Annotated in this window: 37 protein-coding genes; 7 read left to right on the top strand and 30 right to left on the bottom strand. The window is 33.9% G+C overall.

Going from position 1 to position 25988, the window contains the following annotated elements; genetic code table 11:
• Positions 1 to 76 precede the first annotated feature (76 nt).
• The 29 genes from rpsK to rpsL all read right to left on the bottom strand — a co-directional run bounded on the left by rpsK (position 77) and on the right by rpsL (position 14939).
• Positions 77 to 460, bottom strand: a complete 384-nt coding sequence (gene rpsK, locus V8G69_RS08755; RefSeq protein ID WP_331632774.1) for a 30S ribosomal protein S11 — start codon at positions 458 to 460, stop codon at positions 77 to 79.
• Between the two features lie 11 nt (positions 461 to 471).
• Positions 472 to 846 (bottom strand): 30S ribosomal protein S13, encoded by a 375-nt coding sequence (gene rpsM / locus V8G69_RS08750; protein WP_394881450.1) that lies wholly within the window; start codon positions 844 to 846, stop codon positions 472 to 474.
• Positions 847 to 848: 2 nt separating this feature from the next.
• On the bottom strand, positions 849 to 965 hold the full coding sequence (gene ykgO / locus V8G69_RS08745; protein ID WP_074961360.1) for a type B 50S ribosomal protein L36: 117 nt from the start codon (positions 963 to 965) through the stop codon (positions 849 to 851).
• 55 nt (positions 966 to 1020) lie between these two features.
• The gene (gene infA, locus V8G69_RS08740) at positions 1021 to 1236 is read right to left on the bottom strand and encodes a translation initiation factor IF-1 (protein WP_028289261.1); all 216 of its coding nucleotides are present in this window, start codon (positions 1234 to 1236) and stop codon (positions 1021 to 1023) included.
• A gap of 4 nt (positions 1237 to 1240) precedes the next feature.
• Complete coding sequence (secY, locus tag V8G69_RS08735; RefSeq protein WP_394881449.1) at positions 1241 to 2587, bottom strand: preprotein translocase subunit SecY; 1347 nt, start codon at positions 2585 to 2587, stop codon at positions 1241 to 1243.
• Positions 2588 to 2602: 15 nt separating this feature from the next.
• Positions 2603 to 3055: a 50S ribosomal protein L15 gene (gene rplO, locus V8G69_RS08730; RefSeq protein WP_394881448.1), complete on the bottom strand. Its 453-nt coding sequence runs from the start codon at positions 3053 to 3055 to the stop codon at positions 2603 to 2605.
• 13 nt (positions 3056 to 3068) lie between these two features.
• Positions 3069 to 3251, bottom strand: a complete 183-nt coding sequence (rpmD, locus tag V8G69_RS08725) for a 50S ribosomal protein L30 (RefSeq protein ID WP_394881447.1) — start codon at positions 3249 to 3251, stop codon at positions 3069 to 3071.
• Positions 3252 to 3262: 11 nt separating this feature from the next.
• Positions 3263 to 3787, bottom strand: a complete 525-nt coding sequence (gene rpsE, locus V8G69_RS08720; RefSeq protein ID WP_394881446.1) for a 30S ribosomal protein S5 — start codon at positions 3785 to 3787, stop codon at positions 3263 to 3265.
• Between the two features lie 6 nt (positions 3788 to 3793).
• Positions 3794 to 4150, bottom strand: a complete 357-nt coding sequence (gene rplR / locus V8G69_RS08715) for a 50S ribosomal protein L18 (RefSeq protein ID WP_394881445.1) — start codon at positions 4148 to 4150, stop codon at positions 3794 to 3796.
• 10 nt (positions 4151 to 4160) lie between these two features.
• On the bottom strand, positions 4161 to 4703 hold the full coding sequence (gene rplF, locus V8G69_RS08710) for a 50S ribosomal protein L6 (protein WP_394881444.1): 543 nt from the start codon (positions 4701 to 4703) through the stop codon (positions 4161 to 4163).
• Between the two features lie 11 nt (positions 4704 to 4714).
• Positions 4715 to 5113 (bottom strand): 30S ribosomal protein S8, encoded by a 399-nt coding sequence (rpsH, locus tag V8G69_RS08705; protein WP_157207451.1) that lies wholly within the window; start codon positions 5111 to 5113, stop codon positions 4715 to 4717.
• Positions 5114 to 5182: 69 nt separating this feature from the next.
• Positions 5183 to 5452 carry a 30S ribosomal protein S14 gene (gene rpsN / locus V8G69_RS08700; protein WP_394881443.1) on the bottom strand — a complete coding sequence of 90 codons (270 nt, stop codon included), beginning with the start codon at positions 5450 to 5452 and terminating at the stop codon, positions 5183 to 5185.
• Positions 5453 to 5455: 3 nt separating this feature from the next.
• Positions 5456 to 6007, bottom strand: a complete 552-nt coding sequence (gene rplE, locus V8G69_RS08695; RefSeq protein ID WP_394881442.1) for a 50S ribosomal protein L5 — start codon at positions 6005 to 6007, stop codon at positions 5456 to 5458.
• Positions 6008 to 6009: 2 nt separating this feature from the next.
• Positions 6010 to 6321 (bottom strand): 50S ribosomal protein L24, encoded by a 312-nt coding sequence (gene rplX, locus V8G69_RS08690; RefSeq protein WP_394881441.1) that lies wholly within the window; start codon positions 6319 to 6321, stop codon positions 6010 to 6012.
• Between the two features lie 11 nt (positions 6322 to 6332).
• Positions 6333 to 6701 carry a 50S ribosomal protein L14 gene (gene rplN / locus V8G69_RS08685; protein ID WP_394881440.1) on the bottom strand — a complete coding sequence of 123 codons (369 nt, stop codon included), beginning with the start codon at positions 6699 to 6701 and terminating at the stop codon, positions 6333 to 6335.
• A gap of 2 nt (positions 6702 to 6703) precedes the next feature.
• Entirely contained in the window at positions 6704 to 6961 is a 258-nt protein-coding gene (rpsQ, locus tag V8G69_RS08680; protein ID WP_117172447.1) for a 30S ribosomal protein S17, read from the bottom strand.
• A 12-nt stretch (positions 6962 to 6973) separates the two neighbouring features.
• Positions 6974 to 7165 carry a 50S ribosomal protein L29 gene (gene rpmC / locus V8G69_RS08675; RefSeq protein WP_394881439.1) on the bottom strand — a complete coding sequence of 64 codons (192 nt, stop codon included), beginning with the start codon at positions 7163 to 7165 and terminating at the stop codon, positions 6974 to 6976.
• A 13-nt stretch (positions 7166 to 7178) separates the two neighbouring features.
• Positions 7179 to 7598 (bottom strand): 50S ribosomal protein L16, encoded by a 420-nt coding sequence (rplP, locus tag V8G69_RS08670; protein WP_100610629.1) that lies wholly within the window; start codon positions 7596 to 7598, stop codon positions 7179 to 7181.
• Between the two features lie 21 nt (positions 7599 to 7619).
• On the bottom strand, positions 7620 to 8357 hold the full coding sequence (gene rpsC / locus V8G69_RS08665) for a 30S ribosomal protein S3 (protein ID WP_394881438.1): 738 nt from the start codon (positions 8355 to 8357) through the stop codon (positions 7620 to 7622).
• Positions 8358 to 8366: 9 nt separating this feature from the next.
• On the bottom strand, positions 8367 to 8774 hold the full coding sequence (gene rplV / locus V8G69_RS08660; RefSeq protein WP_394881437.1) for a 50S ribosomal protein L22: 408 nt from the start codon (positions 8772 to 8774) through the stop codon (positions 8367 to 8369).
• A gap of 6 nt (positions 8775 to 8780) precedes the next feature.
• Positions 8781 to 9059 carry a 30S ribosomal protein S19 gene (gene rpsS, locus V8G69_RS08655; RefSeq protein WP_044399704.1) on the bottom strand — a complete coding sequence of 93 codons (279 nt, stop codon included), beginning with the start codon at positions 9057 to 9059 and terminating at the stop codon, positions 8781 to 8783.
• A 3-nt stretch (positions 9060 to 9062) separates the two neighbouring features.
• On the bottom strand, positions 9063 to 9887 hold the full coding sequence (gene rplB / locus V8G69_RS08650) for a 50S ribosomal protein L2 (protein ID WP_394881436.1): 825 nt from the start codon (positions 9885 to 9887) through the stop codon (positions 9063 to 9065).
• A gap of 10 nt (positions 9888 to 9897) precedes the next feature.
• Positions 9898 to 10188 carry a 50S ribosomal protein L23 gene (rplW, locus tag V8G69_RS08645; RefSeq protein ID WP_394881435.1) on the bottom strand — a complete coding sequence of 97 codons (291 nt, stop codon included), beginning with the start codon at positions 10186 to 10188 and terminating at the stop codon, positions 9898 to 9900.
• A 7-nt stretch (positions 10189 to 10195) separates the two neighbouring features.
• Positions 10196 to 10825 carry a 50S ribosomal protein L4 gene (gene rplD / locus V8G69_RS08640; protein WP_394881434.1) on the bottom strand — a complete coding sequence of 210 codons (630 nt, stop codon included), beginning with the start codon at positions 10823 to 10825 and terminating at the stop codon, positions 10196 to 10198.
• Complete coding sequence (rplC, locus tag V8G69_RS08635) at positions 10825 to 11442, bottom strand: 50S ribosomal protein L3 (RefSeq protein ID WP_394881433.1); 618 nt, start codon at positions 11440 to 11442, stop codon at positions 10825 to 10827. Before rplC ends, rplD begins: the two co-directional genes overlap by 1 nt.
• A gap of 138 nt (positions 11443 to 11580) precedes the next feature.
• A complete protein-coding gene (gene rpsJ, locus V8G69_RS08630) occupies positions 11581 to 11886 on the bottom strand; it encodes a 30S ribosomal protein S10 (RefSeq protein ID WP_100610637.1) in 306 nt (101 codons plus the stop codon).
• Positions 11887 to 11898: 12 nt separating this feature from the next.
• Positions 11899 to 14025, bottom strand: a complete 2127-nt coding sequence (gene fusA / locus V8G69_RS08625; RefSeq protein ID WP_394881432.1) for an elongation factor G — start codon at positions 14023 to 14025, stop codon at positions 11899 to 11901.
• A gap of 6 nt (positions 14026 to 14031) precedes the next feature.
• Entirely contained in the window at positions 14032 to 14508 is a 477-nt protein-coding gene (gene rpsG / locus V8G69_RS08620) for a 30S ribosomal protein S7 (RefSeq protein WP_394881431.1), read from the bottom strand.
• Between the two features lie 23 nt (positions 14509 to 14531).
• Positions 14532 to 14939: a 30S ribosomal protein S12 gene (gene rpsL / locus V8G69_RS08615; RefSeq protein ID WP_394881430.1), complete on the bottom strand. Its 408-nt coding sequence runs from the start codon at positions 14937 to 14939 to the stop codon at positions 14532 to 14534.
• Between the two features lie 307 nt (positions 14940 to 15246).
• On the opposite strand from rpsL, the gene V8G69_RS08610 reads away from it, so the two are divergent.
• From V8G69_RS08610 to rlmB, 6 genes are all read left to right on the top strand, one after another.
• Positions 15247 to 16941 (top strand): POTRA domain-containing protein, encoded by a 1695-nt coding sequence (locus V8G69_RS08610; RefSeq protein ID WP_394881429.1) that lies wholly within the window; start codon positions 15247 to 15249, stop codon positions 16939 to 16941.
• 120 nt (positions 16942 to 17061) lie between these two features.
• Positions 17062 to 20292 (top strand): SusC/RagA family TonB-linked outer membrane protein, encoded by a 3231-nt coding sequence (locus V8G69_RS08605; protein ID WP_394881428.1) that lies wholly within the window; start codon positions 17062 to 17064, stop codon positions 20290 to 20292.
• A 16-nt stretch (positions 20293 to 20308) separates the two neighbouring features.
• Positions 20309 to 21772 (top strand): SusD/RagB family nutrient-binding outer membrane lipoprotein, encoded by a 1464-nt coding sequence (locus tag V8G69_RS08600; RefSeq protein ID WP_394881427.1) that lies wholly within the window; start codon positions 20309 to 20311, stop codon positions 21770 to 21772.
• A gap of 14 nt (positions 21773 to 21786) precedes the next feature.
• Entirely contained in the window at positions 21787 to 22542 is a 756-nt protein-coding gene (locus tag V8G69_RS08595) for a hypothetical protein (protein WP_394881426.1), read from the top strand.
• A gap of 15 nt (positions 22543 to 22557) precedes the next feature.
• Entirely contained in the window at positions 22558 to 23055 is a 498-nt protein-coding gene (locus tag V8G69_RS08590; RefSeq protein ID WP_394881425.1) for a lipid-binding protein, read from the top strand.
• 64 nt (positions 23056 to 23119) lie between these two features.
• Positions 23120 to 23854, top strand: coding sequence for a 23S rRNA (guanosine(2251)-2'-O)-methyltransferase RlmB (gene rlmB / locus V8G69_RS08585; RefSeq protein ID WP_394881424.1), 735 nt, complete (start codon positions 23120 to 23122; stop codon positions 23852 to 23854).
• On the opposite strand, the gene V8G69_RS08580 is transcribed toward rlmB, so the two are convergent.
• A complete protein-coding gene (locus V8G69_RS08580) occupies positions 23851 to 24579 on the bottom strand; it encodes a rhomboid family intramembrane serine protease (RefSeq protein WP_394881423.1) in 729 nt (242 codons plus the stop codon). The two genes, rlmB and V8G69_RS08580, sit on opposite strands and share 4 nt — an antisense overlap.
• Positions 24580 to 24701: 122 nt before the next feature.
• Between V8G69_RS08580 and V8G69_RS08575 the strand changes: the two genes are divergently transcribed.
• Positions 24702 to 25979 (top strand): replication-associated recombination protein A, encoded by a 1278-nt coding sequence (locus tag V8G69_RS08575; RefSeq protein WP_394881422.1) that lies wholly within the window; start codon positions 24702 to 24704, stop codon positions 25977 to 25979.
• Positions 25980 to 25988: the final 9 nt, after the last annotated feature.

Here is a 25988-nt window from a genome sequence, read left to right as displayed (position 1 = left end):
TTATCCTTCGATAAACGTTGATCTCCCGTTGATACTTGTTAAATAATTATTGCTAACTGAAAATTTCAGTTTAAACTTAAACTCTTCTACGTTTTGGAGGTCTACAACCATTATGTGGAAGTGGAGTAACATCAATGATTTCAGTTACTTCTATACCAGCATTGTGGATTGAACGAATAGCAGATTCTCTACCATTTCCTGGACCTTTAACGTACACTTTTACCTTCTTTAAACCAGCTTCTTGAGCTACTTTTGAAGCATCTTCTGCAGCCAACTGAGCCGCATAAGGTGTGTTTTTCTTAGAACCTCTAAATCCCATTTTACCAGCAGAAGACCATGAAATAACGTCTCCTTTTTTGTTGGTAAGTGAAATAATGATGTTATTGAAAGAAGCAGTAACATGTGCTTCACCAACAGAATCTACAATAACTTTACGTTTTTTAGTACTTGCCTTTGCCATATTACTAATTATTATTTAGTTGCTTTTTTCTTGTTAGCAACTGTTTTTCTTCTACCTTTTCTTGTTCTAGAGTTGTTTTTTGTACGTTGTCCTCTTAACGGAAGACCAGCTCTATGACGAATACCTCTGTAACAGCCAATATCCATTAATCGCTTAATGTTCAATTGTGTTTCTGAACGTAATTCACCTTCAATTGTAAAGGAAGATACAGCCTCACGAATGTTTCCAATCTGATCGTCTGTCCAATCTTGCACTTTAATGCTTTCATCAACTTTAGCTGCTGCTAAAATTTCTTTTGCTCTACTTCTACCTATTCCATAGATATAAGTTAAAGAGATAACTCCTCTTTTGTTTTTTGGTATGTCTACACCTGCAATTCTTGCCATAACTACCCTTGTCTTTGTTTGAATCTAGGATTCTTTTTGTTAATTACGTAAAGTCTACCTTTTCTGCGCACGATTATACAATCTGCACTTCTCTTTTTAACTGATGCTCTTACTTTCATCTGTTTCTTATTAGTTGTTTTTTACTGTCAGATGTAATCTCACGATTTCATCGTATTAGTATCTATAAGTTATTCTAGCCTTAGATAAATCATAAGGACTCATTTCTAATTTTACTTTATCTCCTGGTAATAATTTAATGTAATGCATACGCATCTTACCAGAGATATGCGCAGTCACAATATGACCATTTTCTAATTCAACACGAAACATGGCATTTGATAATGCTTCTATAATGGTTCCGTCTTGTTCTATTGCTGCTTGTTTTGCCATGGTATTAAGCTATTGCTTTTCTATTTTTACCAGTTTTCATCAAGCCATCATAATGTCTATTTAACAAATAAGAATTTACTTGTTGCATAGTATCAATGGCAACACCTACTAAAATAATTAGTGAAGTTCCACCAAAAAATAGCGCCCAACCTTGTTGTACACCCATAATTTTAACTATTAATGCTGGGAACACAGCTATAAGTGCTAAAAATATAGATCCTGGCAAAGTAATCTGCGACATTATTTTATCTAAATATTCAGAAGTTTCAGAACCTGGTCTAATACCTGGAATAAAACCTCCGCTACGTTTTAAATCGTCAGCCATTTTGTTTGTTGGAACAGTAATCGCTGTATAAAAATATGTGAATACTATTATTAATAAAGCGAAAGTAATATTATATACCAACCCAAAAATATCTGCATAATTAGTTTGTAACCAAGCTCCGGTAGCAGTTTCTTTAAGAAAAGAAGAACGACCGATTAATCCAGGAACAAACATAATTGCTTGAGCAAATATAATTGGCATTACCCCAGCAGCATTCAACTTTAAAGGAATATACTGTCTAGATCCTGCCATCACATTTTTTTCATAGCTTCCAGATGCAGTTCTTCTTGCGTATTGAACAGCTATTTTTCTAACCGCCATTACTAATAATATTGCAGCTAAAATGATAACAAACCAAATAACTAACTCAAAAAGAATAAGCATTACGTTATTACCTTCTAATCGGTTAGCAGCATTTTGAATAAATGCAGCTGGCATTCTAGCAATAATACCCACCATAATTAATAGTGAAATACCATTACCAATCCCTTTATCAGTAATTTTTTCACCTAACCACATAGCAAAAATACAACCTGTTACTAAAATAGCTACTGATGAAAAATAAAATGTAAACCCTGTTCCTAATAAAAAGGCACTTTGTGGCACACCTAAAGCAGGTAAACTTGCCAAATAACCTGGAGCTTGCAATAAACAGATTGCTATGGTTAACCAACGTGTAATCTGATTTATTTTCTTTTGACCGCTTGCTCCTTCTTTTTGAAGTTTTTGTAAATATGGAATGGCTATTCCCATTAATTGAACAACAATAGAAGCTGAAATGTATGGCATAATACCCAATGCAAAAACAGAAGCTCTAGATAAGGCACCACCAGTGAATGCACTAAGCAAACCTAATATACCTGTACTTGTACTTGAGTTAAGTCCCTCTAACTGTGCGGCATCAATACCTGGAATAGTTACATGAGCACCAAATCTATACACTAAAAGCATTCCAAGTGTAAGAATGATACGGTTTCTCAGTTCCTCTATTTTCCAAACATTTTTTATTGATTCTATAAATTTCATATTCTTAATAAGATCTTATAAAGTTACAGCTTCTCCACCCGCAGCTTCTATTGCAGCTTTTGCTGTAGCAGTAAACTTATGAGCTGATACTTTTAATTTAGCTTTTAGTTCACCTCTTCCCATGATTTTAACCAAATCGTTTTTGGTAGTCAATCCGTTTGTGAATAATGTATCTAAATCTACTGTATCTTTAATTTTCTTATCATCAACCAAAAGTTGTAGAGTATCTAAATTGATTCCTTGATATTCCTTACGGTTTATGTTTGTGAAACCAAATTTAGGAACACGTCTTTGAAGTGGCATTTGACCACCTTCAAAACCAATTTTCTTAGAATATCCAGAACGAGATTTAGCTCCTTTGTGACCTCTAGCGGCTGTACCACCTTTACCAGATCCTTGACCACGACCTACTCTTTTCCCTTGATTTTTAACTGAACCTTCTGCAGGTTTTAAATTACTTAAATCCATTTCAGTATTATTATTATTTAATTTCTTCTACAGAAACTAAGTGATTTACTTTATTTACCATACCAAGAATACTTGATGTAGCTTCGTGCTCTACTACTTGACCAATCTTTCTAAGACCTAAAGATTCTAAAATTCTTTTTTGTCTTAAAGTACGATTGATTGCGCTTTTAACTTTTGTTACTTTAATTTTTGCCATCTCTATCGTGATTATGCGTTAAAAACTTTTTCAAGTGAAATACCTCTATCTTTAGCTATTGTTTTAGCATCTCTTAATTGAAGTAAAGCATCAAACGTAGCTTTTACAACATTATGAGGGTTTGAAGATCCTTGAGATTTTGACAATACATCATGAACTCCAACTGCTTCAAGAACCGTTCTAACAGCTCCACCAGCAATAACTCCAGTACCGGCAGCTGCAGGAATAATATTTACTCTTGCTCCACCATATTTACCTTTTTGCTCATGTGGTAAAGTTCCTTTTTTAATAGGAATTCTTACTAGGTTTTTCTTAGCATCTTCAATAGCTTTTGCAATTGCACTTGCTACGTCTTTTGATTTTCCTAAACCTTGTCCTACAACACCAGCTTCATCACCAACTACTACAATTGCTGAAAAACCAAATGCTCTACCACCTTTTGTTACTTTTGTAACTCTTTGTACACCAACTAAACGATCTTTAAGATCTAATCCACCTGGTTTTACTAACTCTGCGCTTTTGTATTTACGATACATAATTTCTTAGAATTTAAGTCCTGCTTCTCTAGCTCCATCAGCTAGTGATTTTACTCTACCATGATATAAATATCCACCTCTATCAAAAGCGATGGTTTCTACACCTGCTTTTAAAGCTTTTTCTGCAACAGCTTTCCCTACTAATGTAGCTACTTCTGTTTTATTTGCTTTAACAGAACTAATATCTTTATCTCTTGAAGATGCTGCACTGATAGTTTTACCAGTAACATCATCAACTATTTGAGCATAAATTTCTTTATTACTTCTAAAAACAGTTAATCTTGGTCTAGCTTCTGTTCCAGAAACTATTTTACGAATCCTGCTTTTAATTCTTATTCTTCTTTCGTATTTTGTCAATGCCATAACTTACTTATTAAGCTGATTTACCTGCTTTTCTTCTTAATACTTCACCAACAAACTTAATACCTTTTCCTTTGTAAGGTTCTGGTCTTCTAAAATCACGGATTTTAGCAGCTATTTGACCTACAAGTTGTTTGTCATGTGACGTTAATTTAATGATTGGATTTTTACCTTTCTCATTTACCGCTTCAACTTTAACTTCTGGAGCTAAACTCATTACAATATTATGAGAAAAACCTAAAGCTAATTCAAGGGTTTGTCCTTGGTTACTAGCTCTATATCCTACACCTACTAACTCTAATTCTTTAGTCCATCCTTTAGATACACCATGAATCATGTTTAGCATTAATGATCTGTAAAGACCATGTTTTGCTTTTTGGTCTTTTGTATCAGAAGAACGCGTTACTAAAACATTGCCATCTTCAACTTTAATATCTACAGAGTCAAAATTTTGAGATAATTCTCCTAATTTTCCTTTTACTGTAACTATTCCGTCCTTTATATCAACTGTAACTCCTTGTGGAATTACTACTGGGTTATTACCTATTCTTGACATGTCTTATCTTTTTAGTAAACGTAACACAAAATTTCACCACCTACATTGTCTCTTTTTGCTTGTTTACCAGTCATTACTCCGTGAGAAGTAGAAACGATGGCAATTCCAAGACCATTAAGAATTCTAGGTAATTCTTTTGAACTTGCGTATTTACGTAAACCTGGTTTACTTATTCTTTCAATTTTCTTAATTACAGGTTCTTTTGTTTCTTTATTGTATTTAAGAGCAATTTTAATTGTTCCTTGTACAGAAGAATCGTCGAACTTGTAGCTTAAAATATATCCTTGTTCGAATAATATTTTTGTAATGTCTTTTTTCAAATTAGAAGCAGGAATCTCAACCACTCTGTGGTTAGCACGCACTGCGTTTCTAATTCTTGTTAAATAATCCGCTATTGGATCTGTATACATAATGAATTGATTTTGTGATTTTGGTTTTCAACCTCTTGTTGAACCTTAAATCTGATTATTAAAATAATATTACCAACTTGCTTTTCTTACTCCAGGGATAAGGCCTTGATTGGCCATTTCTCTGAAGGTAACACGTGAAATTCCAAAATCTCTAATATATCCTTTTGGTCTTCCAGTTAATTTACATCTATTATGCATGCGAATAGGAGAAGCATTTTTTGGTAACTTTTGTAATGCTTCATAATCTCCAGCTTCTTTTAAAGCTTTACGTTTTTCAGCATATTTAGCTACTGTTTTAGCTCTTTTTACCTCACGGGCTTTCATTGATTCTTTAGCCATAACTTAGTTCTTTTGAAAAGGTAATCCTAATTCAGTTAATAATGATTTTGCTTCTTTATCTGTTTCTGCAGAAGTTACAAATGTAATATCCATACCTGAGATTTTATTAACTTTATCAATATTAATCTCTGGAAATATAATTTGTTCAGTAACTCCTAAATTGTAGTTACCTCTTCCATCAAAACCAGTTGCTTTTATTCCGTTAAAATCTCTTACTCGTGGTAAGGCTGAAGTAACTAAACGATCTAAAAACTCATACATTCTTTCACCGCGTAAAGTTACTTTCGCACCAATTGGCATTCCTTTACGTAATTTAAATGATGCAACGTCTTTTTTAGAGATTGTTGCAACAGCTTTTTGTCCTGATATAGTAGTTAATTCTTCTACAGCGTAGTCAACTAACTTTTTGTCTGCAACTGCAGCTCCAACTCCTTTAGATATTACTATCTTTTTAAGTTTAGGAACTTGCATTACATTTTTATATCCAAATTCGTCTGTAAGAGCAGCAATTACTTTGCTTTTATACTCTTCTTTAAGTCTAGGTATATATGCCATAACTAAATTACTTCATTAGATTTTTTAGAAAATCTTACTTTCTTATCACCTTCAATTTTAAATCCAACTCTTGTTGTTTCACCTTTTGCAGTTAACAACGATAAGTTAGAAATATGAATAGGTGCTTCTTTTTCAACGATTCCACCTTGAGGGTTTTTTGCGCTTGGTTTAGTATGTTTCTTAACCACGTTTATACCTTCAACGATCGCTTTATTCTTATCTAACAATACTTTTTGTACTTTACCTTCAGAACCTTTATGGTCTCCGGCAATTACTTTTACAGTATCTCCTGATTTTATTTTAAGCTTTGTCATCTTATAATTCATTAAAGCACTTCAGGTGCTAATGATACAATTTTCATGAATTGTTTATCACGAAGTTCTCTAGCAACAGGACCAAAAACGCGTGTTCCTCTCATCTCACCTTGAGCATTTAAAAGCACACATGCATTATCATCAAATCTGATATAAGATCCGTCTGGTCTTCTTACCTCTTTTGTAGTACGTACTACAACTGCAGTTGAAACAGCACCTTTTTTAACGTTACCGTTTGGTGTTGCATCTTTAATAGAAACAACTATTTTGTCTCCAACAGAAGCGTATCTTCTTTTAGTACCACCTAGAACACGGATAGTTAAAACTTCCTTTGCTCCAGTGTTATCTGCTACTTTTAATCTTGATTCTTGCTGTAACATAATTATTTAGCTCTTTCAATTATTTCAACTAATCTCCAACATTTAGATTTACTTAAAGGTCTTGTTTCCATGATCCTTACTGTATCTCCAATGTTACAATCGTTTGTTTCGTCGTGTGCAACATATTTTTTTGTTTTTAACACGAACTTACCATACATAGGGTGTTTTACTTTTTTAACCTCTGCAACTACAATAGACTTTTGCATTTTGTTACTAGTAACAACTCCTATACGTTCTTTTCTTAAATTTCTTGTTTCCATCTTATAGCAGAATTATTGTAATTCTCTTTTAGTTAATTCTGTCGCAATTCTAGCTACAGTACGTCTTACATTACGTAACTGAATTGGATTTTCTAAAGGAGATATTGCATGAGCTAATTTTAGGTCTGAATAACTCTTTTTTGTTTCACTAAGTTTCTCTTGTAACTCAGTTACAGATAATTCTTTAATCTCTGATTGTTTCATGATATCAAATAAATTATGCTTCGTAATCTCTAGCGATTAAAAACTTAGTTTTAACAGGAAGTTTTTGTGCAGCCAAACGTAACGCTTCTTTTGCGATATCTAAAGGCACTCCTCCAACTTCAAATAAAATTCTTCCTGGTTTTACAACAGCTACCCAATATTCAACGGCACCTTTACCTTTACCCATACGTACTTCAAGAGGTTTCTTTGTAATTGGCTTATCTGGAAATATTTTAATCCAAAGTTGCCCTTCTCTTTTCATGTAACGTGTAGCAGCAATACGCGCAGCTTCTATTTGACGTGATGTTAAAAAACTTGAATCGATCGATTTTATACCAAAAGTACCGTTTGAAAGTTGATGCCCTCTTTGAGAGATCCCCTTCATACGTCCTGTTTGCATTTTACGAAATTTTGTTCTTTTAGGCTGTAACATTTTTCTTTACTTTATAAAAAATTACTTTCTACGACGAGGTTTAGCGGGACCATTTGCAGGACGACCTGCATTTGATGTTGCTCCACTTTTTCCTTGCTTCTTGGTCATTCCAACAAGTGGAGAAAGTTCTCTTTTTCCGTATACTTCACCTTTCATGATCCATACTTTTACACCCAATCTACCATAAGTAGTGTGCGCTTCAACTAAAGCATAGTCAATATCGGCTCTAAAGGTTGATAATGGAATACGTCCTTCTTTGTAGTGTTCACTACGTGCCATTTCAGCACCATTTAAACGGCCACTAATTTGAACTTTTATTCCTTCTGCATTCATACGCATAGTAGCTGCAATTGCCATTTTTATTGCACGTCTGTATGAAATTCTGTTTTCAATTTGACGAGCGATACTTGATGCTACTAAAAATGCGTCTAGTTCAGGTCTTTTAATTTCAAAAATGTTAATCTGAACTTCTTTACCGGTAATTTTTTTAAGTTCTTCTTTTAACTTGTCTACCTCTTGACCGCCTTTACCAATAATGATACCTGGGCGAGCCGTTGTGATAGTAACGGTTACAAGCTTTAAAGTTCTTTCAATAATTACTCTTGATACACTAGCTTTAGATAAACGTACGTGTACGTATTTTCTAATTTTATCGTCTTCGGCAAGCTTATCTCCATAATCATTACCTCCGTACCAGTTAGATTCCCATCCTCTGATAATACCTAAGCGATTTCCGATTGGATTTGTTTTTTGTCCCATACTTCTATCTTAGCTTTGTGTGTTATTGTTAGCTCCAACTACCAATGTTACGTGGTTAGAACGTTTTCTAATTCTGTGTGCGCGACCTTGAGGTGCTGGACGTAATCTTTTTAACATTGCGCCACCGTCAACTCTAATCTCTGTTACTATTAATTCAGCATCTTCAATACTTGCTTCTTCGTTTTTAGATTGCCAGTTAGCAATTGCTGATAACAACAATTTCTCTAATTTACTAGAAGCTTCTTTTTGATTGAATTTCAAAATACTAAGCGCTTTTTCTACGCGTTCACCTCTTACTAAATCGGCTACTAAACGCATTTTTCTTGGTGATGTAGGACAATTGTTAAGTTTAGCAAAAGCAACTTGCTTTTTCTCTTCCTTAATAGTGTCTGCCATTTGTTTTTTACGACTTCCCATTGCTTACTATTTTTTACCTTTATTTTTAGCACCTGCATGACCTCTAAATGATCTTGTTGGTGAAAACTCTCCTAATTTATGACCTACCATGTTTTCAGTTACATACACTGGTACAAATTGACGTCCATTGTGAACAGCTATTGTTTGTCCAACAAAATCTGGAGTAATCATACTAGCTCTAGACCAGGTTTTGATGACTGTTTTTTTGTTAGCTTCAACATTTACAGCTACTTTTTTCTCTAATTTATAATGAACGTAAGGTCCTTTTTTTAATGATCTTGCCATGTCTTATTTCTTTCTACGTTCTACAATATATTTATTACTTGCATTCTTTTTAGAACGAGTTCTATATCCTTTAGCTGGGATACCATTTCTAGAACGTGGATGTCCTCCTGAAGATTTACCTTCACCACCACCCATTGGATGGTCAACTGGGTTCATTACTACTGCTCTAGTTCTTGGTCTTCTACCTAACCATCTTGTTCTACCTGCTTTACCAGATACTAACAATTGATGATCTGAGTTTGAAACAACTCCAATAGTAGCTAAACAATTAACAAGTATCAATCTTGTTTCACCAGAAGGCAATTTGATTGTTGCAAATTTACCATCTCTTGCCATTAATTGAGCAAAAGCTCCAGCACTACGAGCCATAATAGCTCCTTGGCCCGGTCTTAACTCTACACAAGAAATAATAGTTCCTAAAGGAATTTGACTTAAAGGCATTGCGTTTCCAATTTCTGGAGCAATATTTTCTCCTGAAACTACAGTTTGACCTACTTGTAAACCGTTTTGAGCAATGATATATCTTTTTTCGCCGTCTTGATAATTTAATAATGCGATAAAAGCTGTTCTGTTTGGATCGTATTCAATTGATTTAACTTCAGCAGGAATTCCTGCTTTGTTTCTTTTGAAATCAATGATACGATACTTCTTTTTATGACCACCACCTATGTAGCGCATGGTCATTTTTCCTTGACTGTTTCTACCACCAGACTTTTTATGCGGAGCAATTAAACTTTTCTCCGGCTTATCAGTAGTGATGGCGTCAAATCCATTTACTACTCTAAATCGCTGTCCTGGTGTGATTGGTTTTAATTTTCTTACTGACATTAGTCTTTAATTACATGTTACTGTATAAATCAATCATTTCACCTTCCGCCAGTTGTACAATTGCCTTTTTAACAGCATTTGTTTTACCATGTTGAATACCTGTTTTTGTGTAACGGGTTCTTCTTTCTGGACGGACATTTATAGTACGAACTTTTTCAACAGAAACACCATAAGCAGCCTCAACTGCTTTTTTAATTTCCACCTTGTTCGCCTTTGTATCAACTGCGAAAGAATAGCAGTTATTAACTTCGCTATTAGCTGTCGCTTTTTCTGTGATTATAGGTTTAATTAAGATACTCATCTGTTTCTTATTTACTTAAATTCGATTCAATTCCTTCTAAAGAGCTCTCTAAAAGCACAATTTGATTTGCATTTAAAATCTTGTAAGTGCTTAATTCTGAATTAGTTATGACTTCAGACCCTTTTAAATTGCGTGACGACAAATATACATTATTATTTGACGCTCCCAACACAAAGAGAGATTTTTTGTTTTCTAAGTTTAAAGCTTTTAAAACCGCAGTAAAATTTTGGGTTTTTGGAGCATCAAAATTAAAGTCTTCTAATACTACGATTGACTTTTCTCCTGCTTTAATACTTAAGGCTGATTTACGCGCTAAACGCTTTAAGCTTTTGTTAAGTTTAAAACTGTAGCTTCTTGGTCTTGGACCGAACATGCGACCTCCTCCTTTAAAAACTCCAGACTTAATGCTACCTGCTCTTGCTGTACCAGTTCCTTTTTGTTTTTTAATCTTACGTGTACTTCCAGAAATCTCATTTCTTTCTTTAGATTTATGAGTTCCTTGTCTTTGATTTGCTAAATATTGTTTAACATCCAAATATACAGCGTGATTATTAGGCTCAATAGCAAACACATCTTGAGAAAGCTCTGCTTTTCTTCCTGTGTCTTTTCCGTTTATATCTAAAACTGCTACTTTCATTATTTTCTAATAATTACATAAGCGTTTTTATGCCCAGGCACACAACCTTTAACAACAAGTAAGTTCTTTTCAGCAACTACTTTTAAAACTCTTAAATTTTCAACTTTTACTTTTTCTCCACCCATTCTTCCTGCCATACGCATTCCTTTGAATACTCTTGAAGGGTAAGAAGAAGCTCCTACAGAACCTGGTGCTCTTAAACGGTTATGCTGACCGTGAGTAGCTTGACCTACACCACCGAAACCATGACGTTTTACAACGCCTTGAAAACCTTTTCCTTTTGATATACCTGATACATCAACAAATTCACCTTCTAAAAAGTGCTCAACGGTGATTGCATCACCTAACTTGTACTCCTTATCAAAACCTTGAAATTCTACGATTTTGCGTTTAACAGAAGTTCCTGCTTTTTTAGCGTGACCTTGATCAGCTTTAGTAGCACTTTTTTCTGTCGCGTCATCGAAACCTAATTGAACAGCTTTGTAGCCATCAATTTCTTCAGTTCTGACTTGGGTAACGATACATGGTCCAGCTTCGATTACTGTACAAGGAATGTTTTTCCCGTTACTGTCGAAAATGCTGGTCATACCGATTTTTTTTCCAATTAACCCAGACATAATTATTTATTTAATTTATTACTTACTTATTTAAAAAATTCAGGGTCGAAATACGTTCAACCCTGAATGTATTTTTACCGTTTTTCCTTCGCTCGCAGCTTAGGACATGTTTCCAAGGAAATTACCTTGTTGTATTAACTATACTTTAATTTCTACTTCTACACCACTTGGTAATTCTAGTTTCATCAAAGCATCAATTGTTTTTGATGAAGAGCTATAAATATCAAGAAGTCTTTTGTAAGAACTTAATTGAAATTGTTCTCTTGCTTTTTTATTTACGTGCGGAGAACGCAATACTGTGAAAATTTTCTTGTGAGTTGGTAATGGAATTGGACCCGTTACAACTGCACCTGTACTTTTTACAGTTTTTACAATCTTATCGGCAGACTTGTCTACTAAGTTATGATCGTAAGACTTTAATTTTATTCTGATTTTTTGACTCATTTTCTTAACTTTTTATGATTGTAAACCTTTTGCTTCTTTTATAACCTCTTCAGAAATATTTGAAGGTGTTTCAGCATAATGTGAAAATTCCATAGTTGATGTTGCACGACCAGAAGATAATGTTCTTAATGTAGTTACATAACCAAACATTTCAGAAAGTGGCACTTCAGCTTTAATAGTTTTTGCACCTGCTCTATCTCCCATATCATTAACTTGACCACGACGACGGTTTAAGTCACCTACTATATCACCCATATTTTCTTCAGGAGTAATAACTTCAAGTTTCATGATTGGTTCTAAAATTACTGCTCCAGCTTGTTTTGCAACTGCTTTGAAACCTAATTTAGCAGCCAATTCAAAAGATAGTGCATCCGAATCCACCGCATGGAAAGACCCATCTAAAAGCGTAACTTTCATAGCATCAACCTCGAATCCTGCTAATGGACCATTAGCCATAGCTTGTCTGAATCCTTTTTCAACAGAAGGGATATATTCTTTAGGAACGTTACCACCTTTTACTTCATTAACGAATTCTAAACCTACTTTTCCTTCACTAGCTGGTTCAAGTTTGAAAACAATATCAGCAAATTTACCACGTCCACCAGATTGTTTTTTGTAAACTTCTCTATGTTGTGCAAGTTTTGTAATAGCCTCTTTGTATTCAACTTGTGGTTTTCCTTGATTTACTTCAACCTTAAACTCACGTCTTAAACGGTCTACAATAATATCTAAGTGAAGCTCACCCATACCTGATATAATAGTTTGACCACTAGCCTCATCAGTACGCACTTGGAAAGTTGGATCTTCTTCAGCTAATTTAGCTAATGACATTCCTAACTTATCTACATCAGCCTTAGTTTTAGGCTCAATAGCGATACCAATTACTGGATCAGGGAAATTCATACTTTCTAAAACGATAGGATGTTTTTCTGATGTTAATGTATCTCCTGTTTTAATATCTTTAAATCCAACAGCTGCACCAATATCTCCTGCTTCAATAAAATCAATAGCATTTTGTTTGTTAGCGTGCATCTGATAGATACGTGAAATACGTTCTTTATTTCCTGAACGATTGTTCAACACATAAGAACCTGCGTCTAAACGACCTGAATAAGCACGGAAGAATGCTAAACGACCAACAAAAGGATCGGTAGCAATTTTAAATGCCAATGCAGCAAATGGCTCATTAACACTTGGCTTACGGATTTCTTCTTTTTCAGTATCTGGGTTTGTACCTATAATACCTTCTTTATCCATTGGAGAAGGCAAATAACGACAAACAGCATCTAATAAGAACTGTACTCCTTTATTTTTAAATGAAGAACCACAAATCATAGGGATAATTGACATATCCATAACTGCAGCTCTAAGAGCAGCATGAATTTCATCTTCTGTAATTGAATCTTCATCTTCCATGAATTTTTCAAGAAGATTTTCATCATATCCAGCAACTTCTTCAATAAGTAATGCCCTGTATTGTTTAGCTTCAGCTTTTAATTCTTCAGGAATTTCAATGATGTCAAAAGTAGATCCTTGTGTCTCATCATGCCAAATAATAGCTCTGTTCTTTACTAAATCTACTACACCTTTAAAATCAATTTCTTCACCAATTGGTAAAACGATAGGCACTGCATTAGAACCCAACATTTCTTTAACCTGTCTATTAACCATCATGAAATCAGATCCTTGGCGGTCCATTTTATTCACAAAACCAATTCTTGGCACTTTATAGTTATCAGCTAATCTCCAGTTAGTTTCAGATTGTGGCTCAACACCATCAACTGCACTAAAAAGAAACACTAAACCATCTAATACACGTAATGAACGGTTTACTTCAACCGTAAAATCAACGTGACCAGGAGTGTCAATAATATTAAAATGGTAACTATGTGAATCATCAGTCGGAACACCATTTTCTCTTGGAAATACCCATTCGCATGTTGTAGCAGCAGATGTGATAGTGATACCACGCTCTTGCTCTTGCTCCATCCAGTCCATAGTTGCTGCACCATCATGCACTTCACCTATTTTGTGAGATACTCCAGTATAATAAAGAACACGCTCTGTTGTTGTTGTTTTACCAGCATCAATGTGAGCCGCAATTCCTATATTTCTTGTATATTTTAAATCTCTTGCCATTTCCTATTAAAATCTAAAGTGAGAGAACGCTTTGTTTGCCTCTGCCATTTTATGAGTGTCAACTCTTTTCTTAACAGCTGCTCCTTCTTCTTTAGCTGCTGCTAAAATTTCTGAAGCAAGTCTTTGTGACATTGATTTTTCATTTCTTTTACGCGAATAGCTAATAAGCCATTTCATAGCCGTAGAAACTTTACGGTCTGGACGTATTTGCATTGGGATTTGGAATGTTGCACCACCAACTCTACGACTACGTACTTCTACGTGAGGCATAACATTTGATAAAGCATCTTTCCAAGTTTCTAATGCTGTTTTTTCTTCACTAGCTTTTTTTGCTTCTACAATATCCATTGCATCATAGAATACTTTAAAAGCTACTGACTTCTTACCGTCCCACATCATCATGTTAACAAAACGTGTTACTAACTGATCATTAAATCGTGGATCTGGTAAAAGCGGTCTTTTTTTCGCTTGTCTTTTTCTCATGTCTTTTCTTTAAAAGATTTTAATTACTTTTTCTTACCAGTTGCTGCTGGGGCTTGTCCTGGTTTTGGACGTTTTGCTCCATACTTAGATCTACGTTGTGTTCTACCTGCAACACCTGCTGTGTCTAAAGCTCCACGAACGATGTGATACCTAACTCCTGGCAAATCTTTTACTCTTCCACCTCTAACCAATACTATCGAGTGCTCTTGTAGGTTGTGTCCTTCTCCTGGAATGTATGCGTTTACTTCATTACCGTTTGTTAACCTTACCCTTGCAACTTTACGCATTGCTGAGTTTGGTTTTTTAGGTGTTGTAGTATAAACACGAGTACATACTCCACGTCTTTGAGGACACGAATCTAAAGCAGCCGATTTACTCTTCTTGGTTATTTTGGCTCTTCCTATTCGTACTAATTGTGAAATTGTTGGCATATAATTTATATGTTTATTTAAATTACCTCTGTTTAGAGGGCTGCAAATGTAGAAATAAAAAAGTATTTTTCAAACCCTAAAAGATTAATTTTCACAACATAACCATATTTTTTTTAAAGTAGTTATAATATAAGCTCGTTTTGATTAGTATTCAACACTTTAAATTTGTGTTTTTATTAATTATTTTATCTTTTTTAATAAAAGGTAGAGCAATAATTTCATTTGAATTCAAAAATTAATTTATACACTATATAATAAATGTTCTTTTTCCGTTAGTTTTACGATGTATTAACCTTGATTATTAGTTGTGCAAAAAACATCAATCACAATATTAATTATATACCTACTTTTTTCTTGTAAAGCAATTGGCCAAAATTTAAGACTTAAAATTTTTGGTAATGATGATATTGAAAGCAGGTTAGTTGATTCAATAGGGTATTCAAAAAGTCATAAAAATTATTCGTTAATATCCTCTGAAATAGATTCTGTTCAAAAGAAACTATTCAAAATTGGATATATTGAAAACGAGTCTTCAAAAATTGAAAAAGAAAATGACTCATCCTATTTGGTTAAAATTCAATTAAAAAAGAAATATCATACCATATATATATACTATGATAAATCTAATCTCTATAAATCTATACTAAACTCAGTTTCAAAAAAAGTACATCCTAACTATTTTGAATTGCCAATAACAAAAACAGAAAGCGCTTTAAACATTATTAACTCTGAAATCTCAAATAAAGGATTTCCATTTTCCAAATTAAGTTTATCTAATATTCAAACAGATAACAATGGTATTTTAAAGGCCGATTTAATATTAGATTCAGAAACAGCAAAAAGAAACCTAAACAACATAATCATTAAAGGTTATGAGAAATTTCCAAAATCGTATTTAAAACATTATTTAAAAATTAAGCCTAATCAAATATTTGATTTAAAAACCTTAAAAGAGAAAGCCGAACAACTAAATAGCCTAAGATTTGCTAAGCAAATAAAATCACCTGAAGTTTTATTTACAAGAGACTCTACTACATTATATATATATGTAGAAAAAACAAAAAGCAATACGTTTGATGGGTTTTTAGGTTTTGGGACAAACGAACAAACCAATAAGCTTGATTTAAATGGGTATTTAAATTTAAATCTAATAAACACATTAAATTATGGTGAATCATTCAACCTTCAATACAAAAGCACTCAAAGTAGCCAAAAACTTTTTCAGGCAGAAATTAATATGCCATACATATTAAATACTCCTGTTGGAGTGGATTTACAACTTCACATTTTTAAACAAGATTCATCATTTACAACCATAAATCAATCTGTAAAACTTAATTATCAAATAAATTCTAAACACAAGTTATACACAGGGATTAAAACTACAGAATCCAATAATCTATTAAAAACAAATTCATACTTAGCAGTTTCAGATTATAAATCTAATTACTTAACACTAGGTTATGAATTTAGAAAACCACAATACTCCAACTTACTATTCCCAGTAAATTCAAATTTATATGTAGAAACTGGATTTGGAAAACGGAAGAATTCAGATACTTCAGAAAAACAAACTCAATTGGTTTTAGATGCTTTTAAAATTTTTAATCTCAATCAGAAAAACAGCATTTATTTACGAATAAATGGTTCTGGTCTTTTATCAGATAATTACTTTGAAAACGAATTATATCGATTTGGAGGTATAAACTCTATTAGGGGTTTTGATGAGAATAGCATTTTAGGCACTTCATATGGAATTATTAATACTGAATACAGACTTCAATTAAATTCTACAATATATATACATTCAATAATTGATGCTGCTACATTTGAAAATAAAATTACCAATACCAAAGAAAAACTTTACGCGTACGGTTTTGGCTTTGGAATACTATCCAATGTTGGGCTTTTAAAACTGAATTTTGCTAACGGAAAAACCAACAATCAAAAATTAAAATTCTCAAATTCTCAGATTCACGTTAGTTTAACAGCGAATTTTTAGGCATATACTCATGTATTTTGATTTTTTTTTTAAGTAAAATGTGAATTTTAACCAAAATTTATTGTTTTATTAACTTTTTATTATGATTTTTGGCATTGACTAATTCAAATAAATCGTAAAATGAAAACAAAGTTTAGTGGAATTCTAACGCTATTTCTAGCGTTTGTTGTGCAAATAACGTTTGCTCAAGAAAAGACTATTTCAGGCACAGTATTAGACGCTTCTGGTTTACCGCTTCCTGGAGCCACAGTCTTAATTAAAGGTACTACATCAGGTACTTCAACAGATTTCGATGGTAAGTATTCAATCTCAACAAGTCAAGGGTCTACTCTTGTCTTTAGTTTTGTTGGATATACCACACAAGAAATACCTATTGGTGCTTCCAGCACAGTTAATGTCTCTATGAAAGAAGATGCAGAAACTTTAGAAGAAGTTGTTGTAACTGCTTTGGGTACTGGTGACAGAAATGCAAGAGAAACAGTTTATGCTAACCAAACGGTAAAATCTGAAGACTTATTATCAACACCTAATAAAAATGCTTTAGAAGCATTAAGAGGTAAAACTGCTGGTGTAAAATTATCAACTGGTTCAGGTTCTGTAGGGGCGTCTACAAGAATTGTACTTAGGGGCGAAGGATCGCTTACAGGAAATAACAATGCATTAATCGTTGTTGATGGTGTAGCTATTGACAACTCTGCTACTCGAGGTGGAGATGGAGGTTCTACAACTGGATATTCAGATTTTGGAAATAGATTTAATGATATAAATCCAGATGATATTGAATCTGTAACTATACTTAAAGGCCCTTCTGCAACCTCTTTATATGGTTCTCGTGGTGCTTCTGGTGTTGTTTTGATTACAACCAAATCTGGTAGTAAAGGCGATAAATTGAAAATTAATTATAATGGTTCTTCTTCTATGGAAGAGGCTTATGTTATTTTAAAACGCCAAAATCAATTCGGTCAAGGATATGGTAATATTAGCCTTGATTCAGGTGAGAACTGGTCTTGGGGACCTAGAGTAGATGGTGTTATTAGGCCTTGGACTTCCCCAATTGATTCAGATGGTGATGGTTCCTTAGAAGCATTGCTTAGACCATATAGTGCAGTACCAAACCAATTAGAAGATTTTTTTAATACTGGTTATACTCAAACGCATAGTTTCAACATATCTGGTACTACTGATGGATTTTCATACTTTGCATCTTATGGCAATACAAATCAAACAGGGGTTCTAGATAACACCTACTACAAAAGGAATAACATTACTTTCAACTCTTCGGCTAAATTGAGCGATAAGTTGCAATCAAATTTTAAAGTTAGTTATGCCAATGTTAAACAAAATACTGCACAAGAAGGATCTCGTGCGTTTGAAGGTAACAACGCTTATGCCATGGCAGTACAATCTCCAATTAATATTCCATTTACTGAATTAAGAGATTATAAAAGTCCATTTCACGACATAAATGGTTATTGGGGTTCTTATTCCTCTGTAAATCCATATTTCATTTTAAATGAATATGGGAATGAGGCGAATATTGATAACTTTCTTGCAAATGCATCCCTATCCTATGAAATTATTAGTGATCTAACCTTAACAGGTCGTTTTGGTGGAAATATTGTAACTACTCAAACAGATATATGGACACCAACTTTTACTCCAGCACCACAATTAGTTTGGACTGATAATGCAGAAATTGCAACACGTAATACTAAACATAGTTCCTTAGGAGATTATACTAATTATAATGATAGAACATTAACACTTGATGCTAGTTTTTTAGCAAATTACACCAAAGAACTTAATAAAGATTTTAAAATAACTGCTTCTGCAGGTTATAATTTCTTTCAAAAAGAATCTAAATCATTAACTGGATTTACAGTTGGAGGATTGGTTGTTCCTGATGTATTTAACTTATCAAATAGTGTACAAACACCTGGTTCTAATATGTTTAGAAGCAAATATAGAATTTATGGTGTTTTAGGTAATGCCAGTATTGGTTACAAGAATGCAGCATTTTTAGAATTTTCTGCCAGAAATGACTGGTCTTCTACACTTCCTGCACAAAGCAATTCATTTCTATATGGTGCGGTAGGAGCTTCAGTTATAATTACTGACCTTTTCAATATTAAAAACGATATTTTAAACTACGGTAAGATTAGAGGAAGTTATGGTACTTCAGGTAAAGATGCAGGTATATATCTTCTAAATTCATATTTTATTGGAAACCCTGATATTGTTGGCTTAGGAGATTATTCATTATTCTTCCCGAAAAATGGAGTACCAGGATTCACCATTGGAAATACGATTGGAAATCCTGATTTAAAACCAGAGCTTACTACTACTTATGAAGTTGGTGCTGATCTTGGTTTCTTTAATAATAAAGTAAATGTTTCTTATACTTATTATCATTCAGACCATTCAGATCAAATCGTATCTATTAGCCTACCTAGATCTACAGGGTATACAACAACTACAAGTAATATTGGTAAGATGGTGAATAAAGGTCATGAAGTTACTTTAAGTCTTAAACCACTTAACGGAGTAGTTGATGGTTTGGATTTTGAACTATTTGGAACTTATTCCAAAAACGAAAGTGAAGTTATCAAAATTTCTGATGATATAGATGAATTAACCGTAGGACAATTTGGGTTTGCTGCTGGTACAACAATTACTTTAGTAGCGAAGGAAGGTCTACCTTTTGGTACTTTCAAAGGTAATGATTATAAGTATAATGATCAAGGACAAGTTATTGTTGATCCTAACACTGGCTATCCAGTATATGCTGATGATGACTATATAGGCAATTTTCAACCTGATTACTTAATGAGTTTTGGTGCCAATACCCAATATAAAGGTTTTGGATTTAAAATCTTATTTGATATGAAAAAAGGAGGATACTTTGCTTCTCAAACCTCATATAATACTCATTTTAATGGTACTGCTCTTAGAACTACTGAATTTAATAGAGAGCCTTTTATATTTCCAAATTCCGTAGTAGATAATGGTGACGGAACTTATTCTGAAAATACAAATATAATAACTGAAGAACAATATTGGACTGATTTTGATGCGCCAGTTACAGATCATTTAATTGATGCAAGTTATTTGAAATTAAGAGAGGTTGAATTGAGTTATACATTTCCAAAAAAGATGTTGGAAAATGTATTTTTGACAAATGCTAGATTATCACTTTATGGTAAAAACCTAAAATACTGGTTACCAGACGGAAATAAATATGCAGATCCAGAAGTAAATGGACCTGCTTTAACAGGCAATGCACAAGGTATTGAGACCACTCAAACACCTTCTTCTAGAAGCTTTGGGCTTAACATACAATTGTCATTTTAACAAAAAAAATAATACGATGAAGAACAATTTTAAAATAATTCTTATTCTATTTTTAACACTAAGCTTTTCATGTGAAGATAGTTTAGAAGAAGTTAATATAGACCCTAATACATTCCCTTCAGCTGGTGATTCACAGATTTTAGCTTCGGCTCTTGGCTTTATGGGATACGTTATCGAGACAGATTTAAATTACAGTGACTCATTTCTATGGTCACAATACAACACTTGGGGTATTGGAGTTTCAACTGGAAATCCAGAACGTTACATTTCAGCAGCTACTGATAATAATGGTTACTGGCAACGTGCTTATGCCAATGTCCTTGCAGATTTAAGTTATATTAATAAAAATAGTAATTCCGCTGCCTATCGCGGTATCTCTAAAACTTTAATAGCTTATATGTATCAAGGGTTGGTAGACCATTTTGGAGATATTCCATTTACAGAAGCCGTATCAGGCGCTATTAATGATGGTTCAATATTGGCTCCAAATTATGATTCTGCTGAGACTGTAATTTACCCTGCTTTAGTAACTATGTTAGATGAAGCATTAAGTGAATTCGATGTGGCCGCTGAAGGAGAAGTTGGAAGCGCAGATTTTATTTATAGTGGTGATATCTCTAAATGGAAAAAATTTGTCAATTCTTTGAAATTGAGAGTTCTTATGAGAACTTCTGAAGTTAATCCTCAAGGAGCCGTTATTCAAAGTCTAATATCTTCTGGTACGTTTATTGAGACCGTAGCAGACATGCCTGTTATACCTTTTTCTGGTGCTTCCGGTGATCAAAATCCAATGTTTGCCAGAGCTGAATTTGGAGTTGGTATGTTTTATTTTGCTAGTAATGCATTTTTAAATGTGATTACAGATTTAGAAGATCCTAGAGGTGAGGTATTGTATACAAAAGCAACTACAGGAACTTTTGCAGGACAATTACATGGTATAGATCAAGGTACCATAGATGATGAACCATTTACAGCACCAGCAACTAATTACAGCTTGGCTAACAACTATTCTTATGGCCAAGATAAGCCTGTCCTTTTAATGAGTCCATGGGAGGTTTGGTTTTTAAGAGCTGAAGCCGATGCACGATATGGAACAGCAGACGACGAAACAGATGCATTCGAAACAGCAGTTGCATTAAATTTTACTTACATGGGTCTTGCTGCAGATTCAGCATCTTATTTAAGCGCTCTTGGATACTCCAGTTCAGATCCATTGGTTGATAAAATTGATATGATTGCAATTCAAAAATGGATATCTTTAAACGGAACTCAAGAAGATGAGGGATGGATAGAAGCCCGTAGGTTTGATAGAACTCAGAGTAGATTATTTTCTGATGGAATTTGGCAAAATCCACCATTATCGGTGCTACCAAATAACGGCTTCCCTTCTACATGGTTATATCCAGAAACAGAAAGAAGTTTAAACCCTAATGCATTACCGCAAAGACTTATTACGGATAAAATATTTTGGGATAATTAATAAAAAAATTAAATATGAAAAGATTTAAATTATTATTTACATTTTCAATCATTGGATTGATGCTGACCAATTGTACTGATAGTGATACACCATATCTTGGTGATAATGCATCAAGAATCACTTATTTACCTAAGATTACGCTCGATGGAGGTAATGTTGTGCTTGATTGTAATGCAACCTCTTATTCTGATCCAGGAGCAGTGGCAACAGCTGGAGGGGCAGAAATAGATTTAGAAACACGTGTAAAAGGGAAATACTTTGGAGGAACTTCAGTAGAAGGTGGTCCTGATGTTTATTTAGTCTCATATAGCGCTTTTAATGACGACGGCATTGCAGCTACTTCAAATAGAGTAGTCTTGTACCCTGAATGTAATGGTGATCTTGTAACTAGTATCGCTGGTATGTATACAGCTTCCGTTTCAAGGAACGGCAGTTCTCCTTCTGGATACCAGGATAACGGTCCTTTTATTATTAAGGACTTGGGCAATGATAGATATGCAATATCTGATGCACAAGGTGGTTGGTATGAATACGGAAGAGGACTTGGTGTCGCTTATGCCACACTAGGTTTGGTCCTTAAAGCCAATAATATAGCAGCAAACGATTTTACTAGCGAAGGTACTGTTACTACTAATACATTCGGAGGAGTTAATACTTTTACTAGTTTAACAGTAGATCCTGTTGCCAAAACTCTAACACTAAAAGTTAACTGGGATGCTGGCCCTTATGCGTTCGTAACTGTCTTTACTCAAACTGAAGATTACTATTAATCAAAAATTAAAAAAATGAAATATAATATAATTTTAAAAAAGTTAAGCCTTTTATTATTAAGTCTTACATTAATGACTTCTTTTGTTTCTTGTGAAGAAGACGATGTTACTCCAGAACCTAATGGAGTCCTTACTGATGATGTACGAGGAACATGGGTTGTTGACATGTATTGGGATGGAGACTTTTATGATCATAATACCATATCAACTCTTAATACTGGCGACAATGACGCAGATAAAATATGGATAGATGACCAAGGTCATGGCTGGGGTTTGCTTGCTAAAGTAAATTTTGATCCTAATACTTTGACTTTTTCTGCTACCGATGCAGATGAGCACTATTATGGTGTAACTGTTACTATTAACGGCTCAATCACTAAAGGTGGTGCTACTACCCCAAGTGGGGAGACAGTAGATAGTATTCATTTTGAAGTAGAATTTTCTGATATTCCTGGTGAACCATGGATATATGAAGGTTATAAAAGCACTGCTAAAATAGAAGATTATCCTTAAATCTTGATTTAGATTATTTAAAAAACCACCTTATATAAAGGTGGTTTTTTTATACCTTTACCCCATGCAAGATCAAACACAAATTTTTGGAATAAGAGCAATTATTGAAGCAATAAATGCCGATAAAACTATTGATAAAGTATTTCTTCAAAAAGGTTTAAAAGGCGAACTTTTTACAGAGCTAGAAAGTTTGTTGAGAAAGAAAGACGTGAGCTCTTCATATGTTCCGGTTGAAAAACTGAACAGACTTACTAAAAGCAATCACCAAGGGGCTGTTGCCCAAATATCTCCTATAGAATTTTATGATTTAGATCAGTTAGTGGTAAATGTTATTGAATCTGGCAAAAAGCCTTTATTTCTATTGTTAGACCAAATAAGTGATGTTAGAAATTTTGGAGCCATCATTAGAACTGCCGAATGCACTGGCGTAAATGGTATCATAATACAAAAAAAAGGTGGTGCCCCTGTAAATGGCGACACCATTAAAACGAGTGCTGGTGCCGTTTTTAAAGTTCCCATCTGCAAAGTAGATCATATAAAAGATGCTGTTTTTTATATGCAGGCCTCCGGCATAAAAGTTATTGCTGCCACCGAAAAAACAGAAAACACTTTATATGACGTAAGTTTTGTTGAACCTTGTGCCATTATCATGGGATCTGAAGATAGAGGCATCAATCCATCCATATTGAAAATTGTTGATGATAAAGCAAAATTACCGTTGCTTGGAGACATCGAATCCCTTAATGTATCTGTTGCCTGTGGTGCGTTTTTGTATGAAGTGGTGAGACAACGTATTTAATCCTCTTTTTCTTTATAGTTATAGTTAATAGTTGGTTGTTCCTGTTGTTCAACTTTAGGTTCTATATATTCTATAAAGTTTCCATTTTCATCAAACTGTTTTAAAAAAGGGTCATCATCGGCATTATAATTTTCATCTTCCCATATATATTTTTGAGGTTTAGGAATTTCCTTTTTAAAATATAAGGCAAAGGCTAATCCGGTAATCAATCCAGATAAATGTCCTTCCCAAGACATGTTTTCTTCTATTGGAAACACATACCATATCATACTTCCGTAAAGAAAAATCACAAGTAACGATAAGGCTATAAGTCGGTAATATTTTGCAAATACGCCTTTAAAGAAAATAAAACTAACAAGTACATATATTAATCCGCTAGCGCCAATATGGTAGGATGGTCGCCCAATACACCAAGTTAAAAATCCAGATATTAAAATTCCAAAAAGAAGGATTTTCCATGCAATTGGTCTGTAAAAATAAAACAAGGCCATCGATAATATAAATAAAGGAATAGTATTATGGTAAATATGGTAAATATCGCCATGTATAAAAGGGCTAAAAATAATTCCTTTCAACCCTTTAATTTCTTGCGGATAAATTCCAAATTTTGTGAAATTAAACCCAAAGCGAACTTCAAACCAAAATACCAGCCAAATAAAAAGGGTAATTGCAATTGGATAAGCAACAACACCTGTAGAAAATTTAAAATGCTCTTCTTCTTTCATAATAATAAAAGTAGCAAATAGTCAACCAACATTATTATAAATGCTAAAATGTCAGTTAAATATCAAATATTTTTTATTGAAGCCAAGACCAAAAATTAAAAAATTACTTTAATTTTACTTCTATGAATGAACCTTTAGCCGAACGATTACGACCCAAAACCCTCAACGATTATTTGAGTCAATCCCATTTAGTTGGTAAACAGGGTTCATTAACGCCACAGATAAAGCAAGGGCTTATTCCATCCATGATTTTTTGGGGTCCACCGGGCACAGGCAAAACAACTTTGGCAAATATTATTGCTACAGAATCTGGTAGGCCATTTTATACCTTAAGTGCCATCAATTCTGGCGTAAAAGACATTCGCGATGTTATTGATAAGGCCAAACAAAGTGGCGGGTTGTTTACCACGAAAAATCCTATTTTATTCATTGATGAAATTCATCGCTTTAGTAAATCGCAACAAGATTCTTTATTGCAGGCTGTCGAAAAAGGCTGGATAACTCTTATAGGCGCCACTACTGAAAACCCCAGTTTCGAAGTGATACCTGCACTTTTATCTCGCTGTCAGGTTTATATACTTAATTCATTTGATAAAAACGATCTGGAAACGCTTTTAAAGCGGGCCGTTGAACAAGATGTTTATCTATCAAAAAAAAACATAACACTTAAAGAAACTAATGTCCTTTTAAAGCTTTCGGGTGGTGATGCCAGAAAACTTTTAAACATTTTTGAACTTATTATCAATTCAGAAGATACAGACGAAATCATCATCACAGATGAGTCTGTACTGAAAAAAATCCAGAATAATACGGTTAGATATGACAAAACCGGTGAGCAGCATTACGATATTATTTCGGCTTTTATAAAATCCATTCGAGGAAGTGATCCCAATGCTGCCGTTTACTGGTTAGCCCGAATGATAGAAGGTGGTGAAGATGTAAAGTTTATTGCCAGACGCATGCTTATTTTAGCTAGCGAAGATATTGGCAATGCTAACCCAACGGCTTTGGTAATTGCCAACAATGCATTTCAGGCGGTTGCAGCTATAGGTTACCCGGAATCAAGGATTATTCTCAGTCAATGTGCCACTTATCTGGCATGCTCTCCAAAAAGTAATGCTTCTTATATGGCTATAAGTAATGCGCAACAACTGGTAAAAGAAACAGGTGATTTATCTGTGCCATTAGATATAAGGAATGCCCCGACCAAATTAATGAAAGAACTTGGTTATGGCGAACATTATAAATACGCCCATAGCTACGAAAACAATTTTGCAAACCAAGAGTTTATGCCCGATGAACTTAAAGGTACTAAACTTTATGAACCCGGAAATAATGCCCGCGAAAAAGCCTATCTGGATTTTTTAAAACAACGCTGGAAAGATAAATACAACTATTAGTTTTAAACT

It is taken from the genome of Gaetbulibacter sp. M235, assembly GCF_043876835.1.
In the GTDB taxonomy this organism is placed as follows: Bacteria; Bacteroidota; Bacteroidia; order Flavobacteriales; family Flavobacteriaceae; genus Yeosuana.
Note: the sequence above shows the minus strand (reverse complement) of the source record. Positions and strands in the feature narration are given on the sequence as shown.

Coding starts and splice junctions, on each gene's coding strand:
- rplO (WP_394881448.1), bottom strand. CDS start 3,055: ATGGATTTAAGTAATTTAAAACCTGCAGAAGGTTCAGTTAAAAATCAA.
- rplX (WP_394881441.1), bottom strand. CDS start 6,321: ATGACAAAGCTTAAAATAAAATCAGGAGATACTGTAAAAGTAATTGCC.
- rpsM (WP_394881450.1), bottom strand. CDS start 846: ATGGCAAGAATTGCAGGTGTAGACATACCAAAAAACAAAAGAGGAGTT.
- rplC (WP_394881433.1), bottom strand. CDS start 11,442: ATGTCTGGGTTAATTGGAAAAAAAATCGGTATGACCAGCATTTTCGAC.
- rpsK (WP_331632774.1), bottom strand. CDS start 460: ATGGCAAAGGCAAGTACTAAAAAACGTAAAGTTATTGTAGATTCTGTT.
- rplE (WP_394881442.1), bottom strand. CDS start 6,007: ATGGCATATATACCTAGACTTAAAGAAGAGTATAAAAGCAAAGTAATT.
- V8G69_RS08590 (WP_394881425.1), top strand. CDS start 22,558: ATGAAATATAATATAATTTTAAAAAAGTTAAGCCTTTTATTATTAAGT.
- rplR (WP_394881445.1), bottom strand. CDS start 4,150: ATGGCATTGACAAAATACGAAAGAAGAATAAGAATTAAAAGCAGGATT.
- V8G69_RS08600 (WP_394881427.1), top strand. CDS start 20,309: ATGAAGAACAATTTTAAAATAATTCTTATTCTATTTTTAACACTAAGC.
- rpmD (WP_394881447.1), bottom strand. CDS start 3,251: ATGGCAAAAATTAAAGTAACAAAAGTTAAAAGCGCAATCAATCGTACT.
- rplN (WP_394881440.1), bottom strand. CDS start 6,701: ATGTTACAGCAAGAATCAAGATTAAAAGTAGCAGATAACACTGGAGCA.
- rpsJ (WP_100610637.1), bottom strand. CDS start 11,886: ATGAGTCAAAAAATCAGAATAAAATTAAAGTCTTACGATCATAACTTA.
- fusA (WP_394881432.1), bottom strand. CDS start 14,025: ATGGCAAGAGATTTAAAATATACAAGAAATATAGGAATTGCGGCTCAC.
- rplP (WP_100610629.1), bottom strand. CDS start 7,598: ATGTTACAGCCTAAAAGAACAAAATTTCGTAAAATGCAAACAGGACGT.
- V8G69_RS08595 (WP_394881426.1), top strand. CDS start 21,787: ATGAAAAGATTTAAATTATTATTTACATTTTCAATCATTGGATTGATG.
- rpsL (WP_394881430.1), bottom strand. CDS start 14,939: ATGCCAACAATTTCACAATTAGTACGAATAGGAAGAGCCAAAATAACC.
- rpsQ (WP_117172447.1), bottom strand. CDS start 6,961: ATGGAAACAAGAAATTTAAGAAAAGAACGTATAGGAGTTGTTACTAGT.
- rplD (WP_394881434.1), bottom strand. CDS start 10,825: ATGAAAGTAGCAGTTTTAGATATAAACGGAAAAGACACAGGAAGAAAA.
- V8G69_RS08605 (WP_394881428.1), top strand. CDS start 17,062: ATGAAAACAAAGTTTAGTGGAATTCTAACGCTATTTCTAGCGTTTGTT.
- rplV (WP_394881437.1), bottom strand. CDS start 8,774: ATGGGAAGTCGTAAAAAACAAATGGCAGACACTATTAAGGAAGAGAAA.
- V8G69_RS08575 (WP_394881422.1), top strand. CDS start 24,702: ATGAATGAACCTTTAGCCGAACGATTACGACCCAAAACCCTCAACGAT.
- rplF (WP_394881444.1), bottom strand. CDS start 4,703: ATGTCAAGAATAGGTAATAACCCAGTAGTAATTCCACAAGGAGTTACA.
- rpsG (WP_394881431.1), bottom strand. CDS start 14,508: ATGAGAAAAAGACAAGCGAAAAAAAGACCGCTTTTACCAGATCCACGA.
- rpsH (WP_157207451.1), bottom strand. CDS start 5,113: ATGTATACAGATCCAATAGCGGATTATTTAACAAGAATTAGAAACGCA.
- rpsN (WP_394881443.1), bottom strand. CDS start 5,452: ATGGCTAAAGAATCAATGAAAGCCCGTGAGGTAAAAAGAGCTAAAACA.
- V8G69_RS08580 (WP_394881423.1), bottom strand. CDS start 24,579: ATGAAAGAAGAAGAGCATTTTAAATTTTCTACAGGTGTTGTTGCTTAT.
- ykgO (WP_074961360.1), bottom strand. CDS start 965: ATGAAAGTAAGAGCATCAGTTAAAAAGAGAAGTGCAGATTGTATAATC.
- rplB (WP_394881436.1), bottom strand. CDS start 9,887: ATGTCAGTAAGAAAATTAAAACCAATCACACCAGGACAGCGATTTAGA.
- rpmC (WP_394881439.1), bottom strand. CDS start 7,165: ATGAAACAATCAGAGATTAAAGAATTATCTGTAACTGAGTTACAAGAG.
- rpsC (WP_394881438.1), bottom strand. CDS start 8,357: ATGGGACAAAAAACAAATCCAATCGGAAATCGCTTAGGTATTATCAGA.
- rlmB (WP_394881424.1), top strand. CDS start 23,120: ATGCAAGATCAAACACAAATTTTTGGAATAAGAGCAATTATTGAAGCA.
- rpsE (WP_394881446.1), bottom strand. CDS start 3,787: ATGTATCGTAAATACAAAAGCGCAGAGTTAGTAAAACCAGGTGGATTA.
- infA (WP_028289261.1), bottom strand. CDS start 1,236: ATGGCAAAACAAGCAGCAATAGAACAAGACGGAACCATTATAGAAGCA.
- rpsS (WP_044399704.1), bottom strand. CDS start 9,059: ATGGCAAGATCATTAAAAAAAGGACCTTACGTTCATTATAAATTAGAG.
- secY (WP_394881449.1), bottom strand. CDS start 2,587: ATGAAATTTATAGAATCAATAAAAAATGTTTGGAAAATAGAGGAACTG.
- rplW (WP_394881435.1), bottom strand. CDS start 10,188: ATGAGTATCTTAATTAAACCTATAATCACAGAAAAAGCGACAGCTAAT.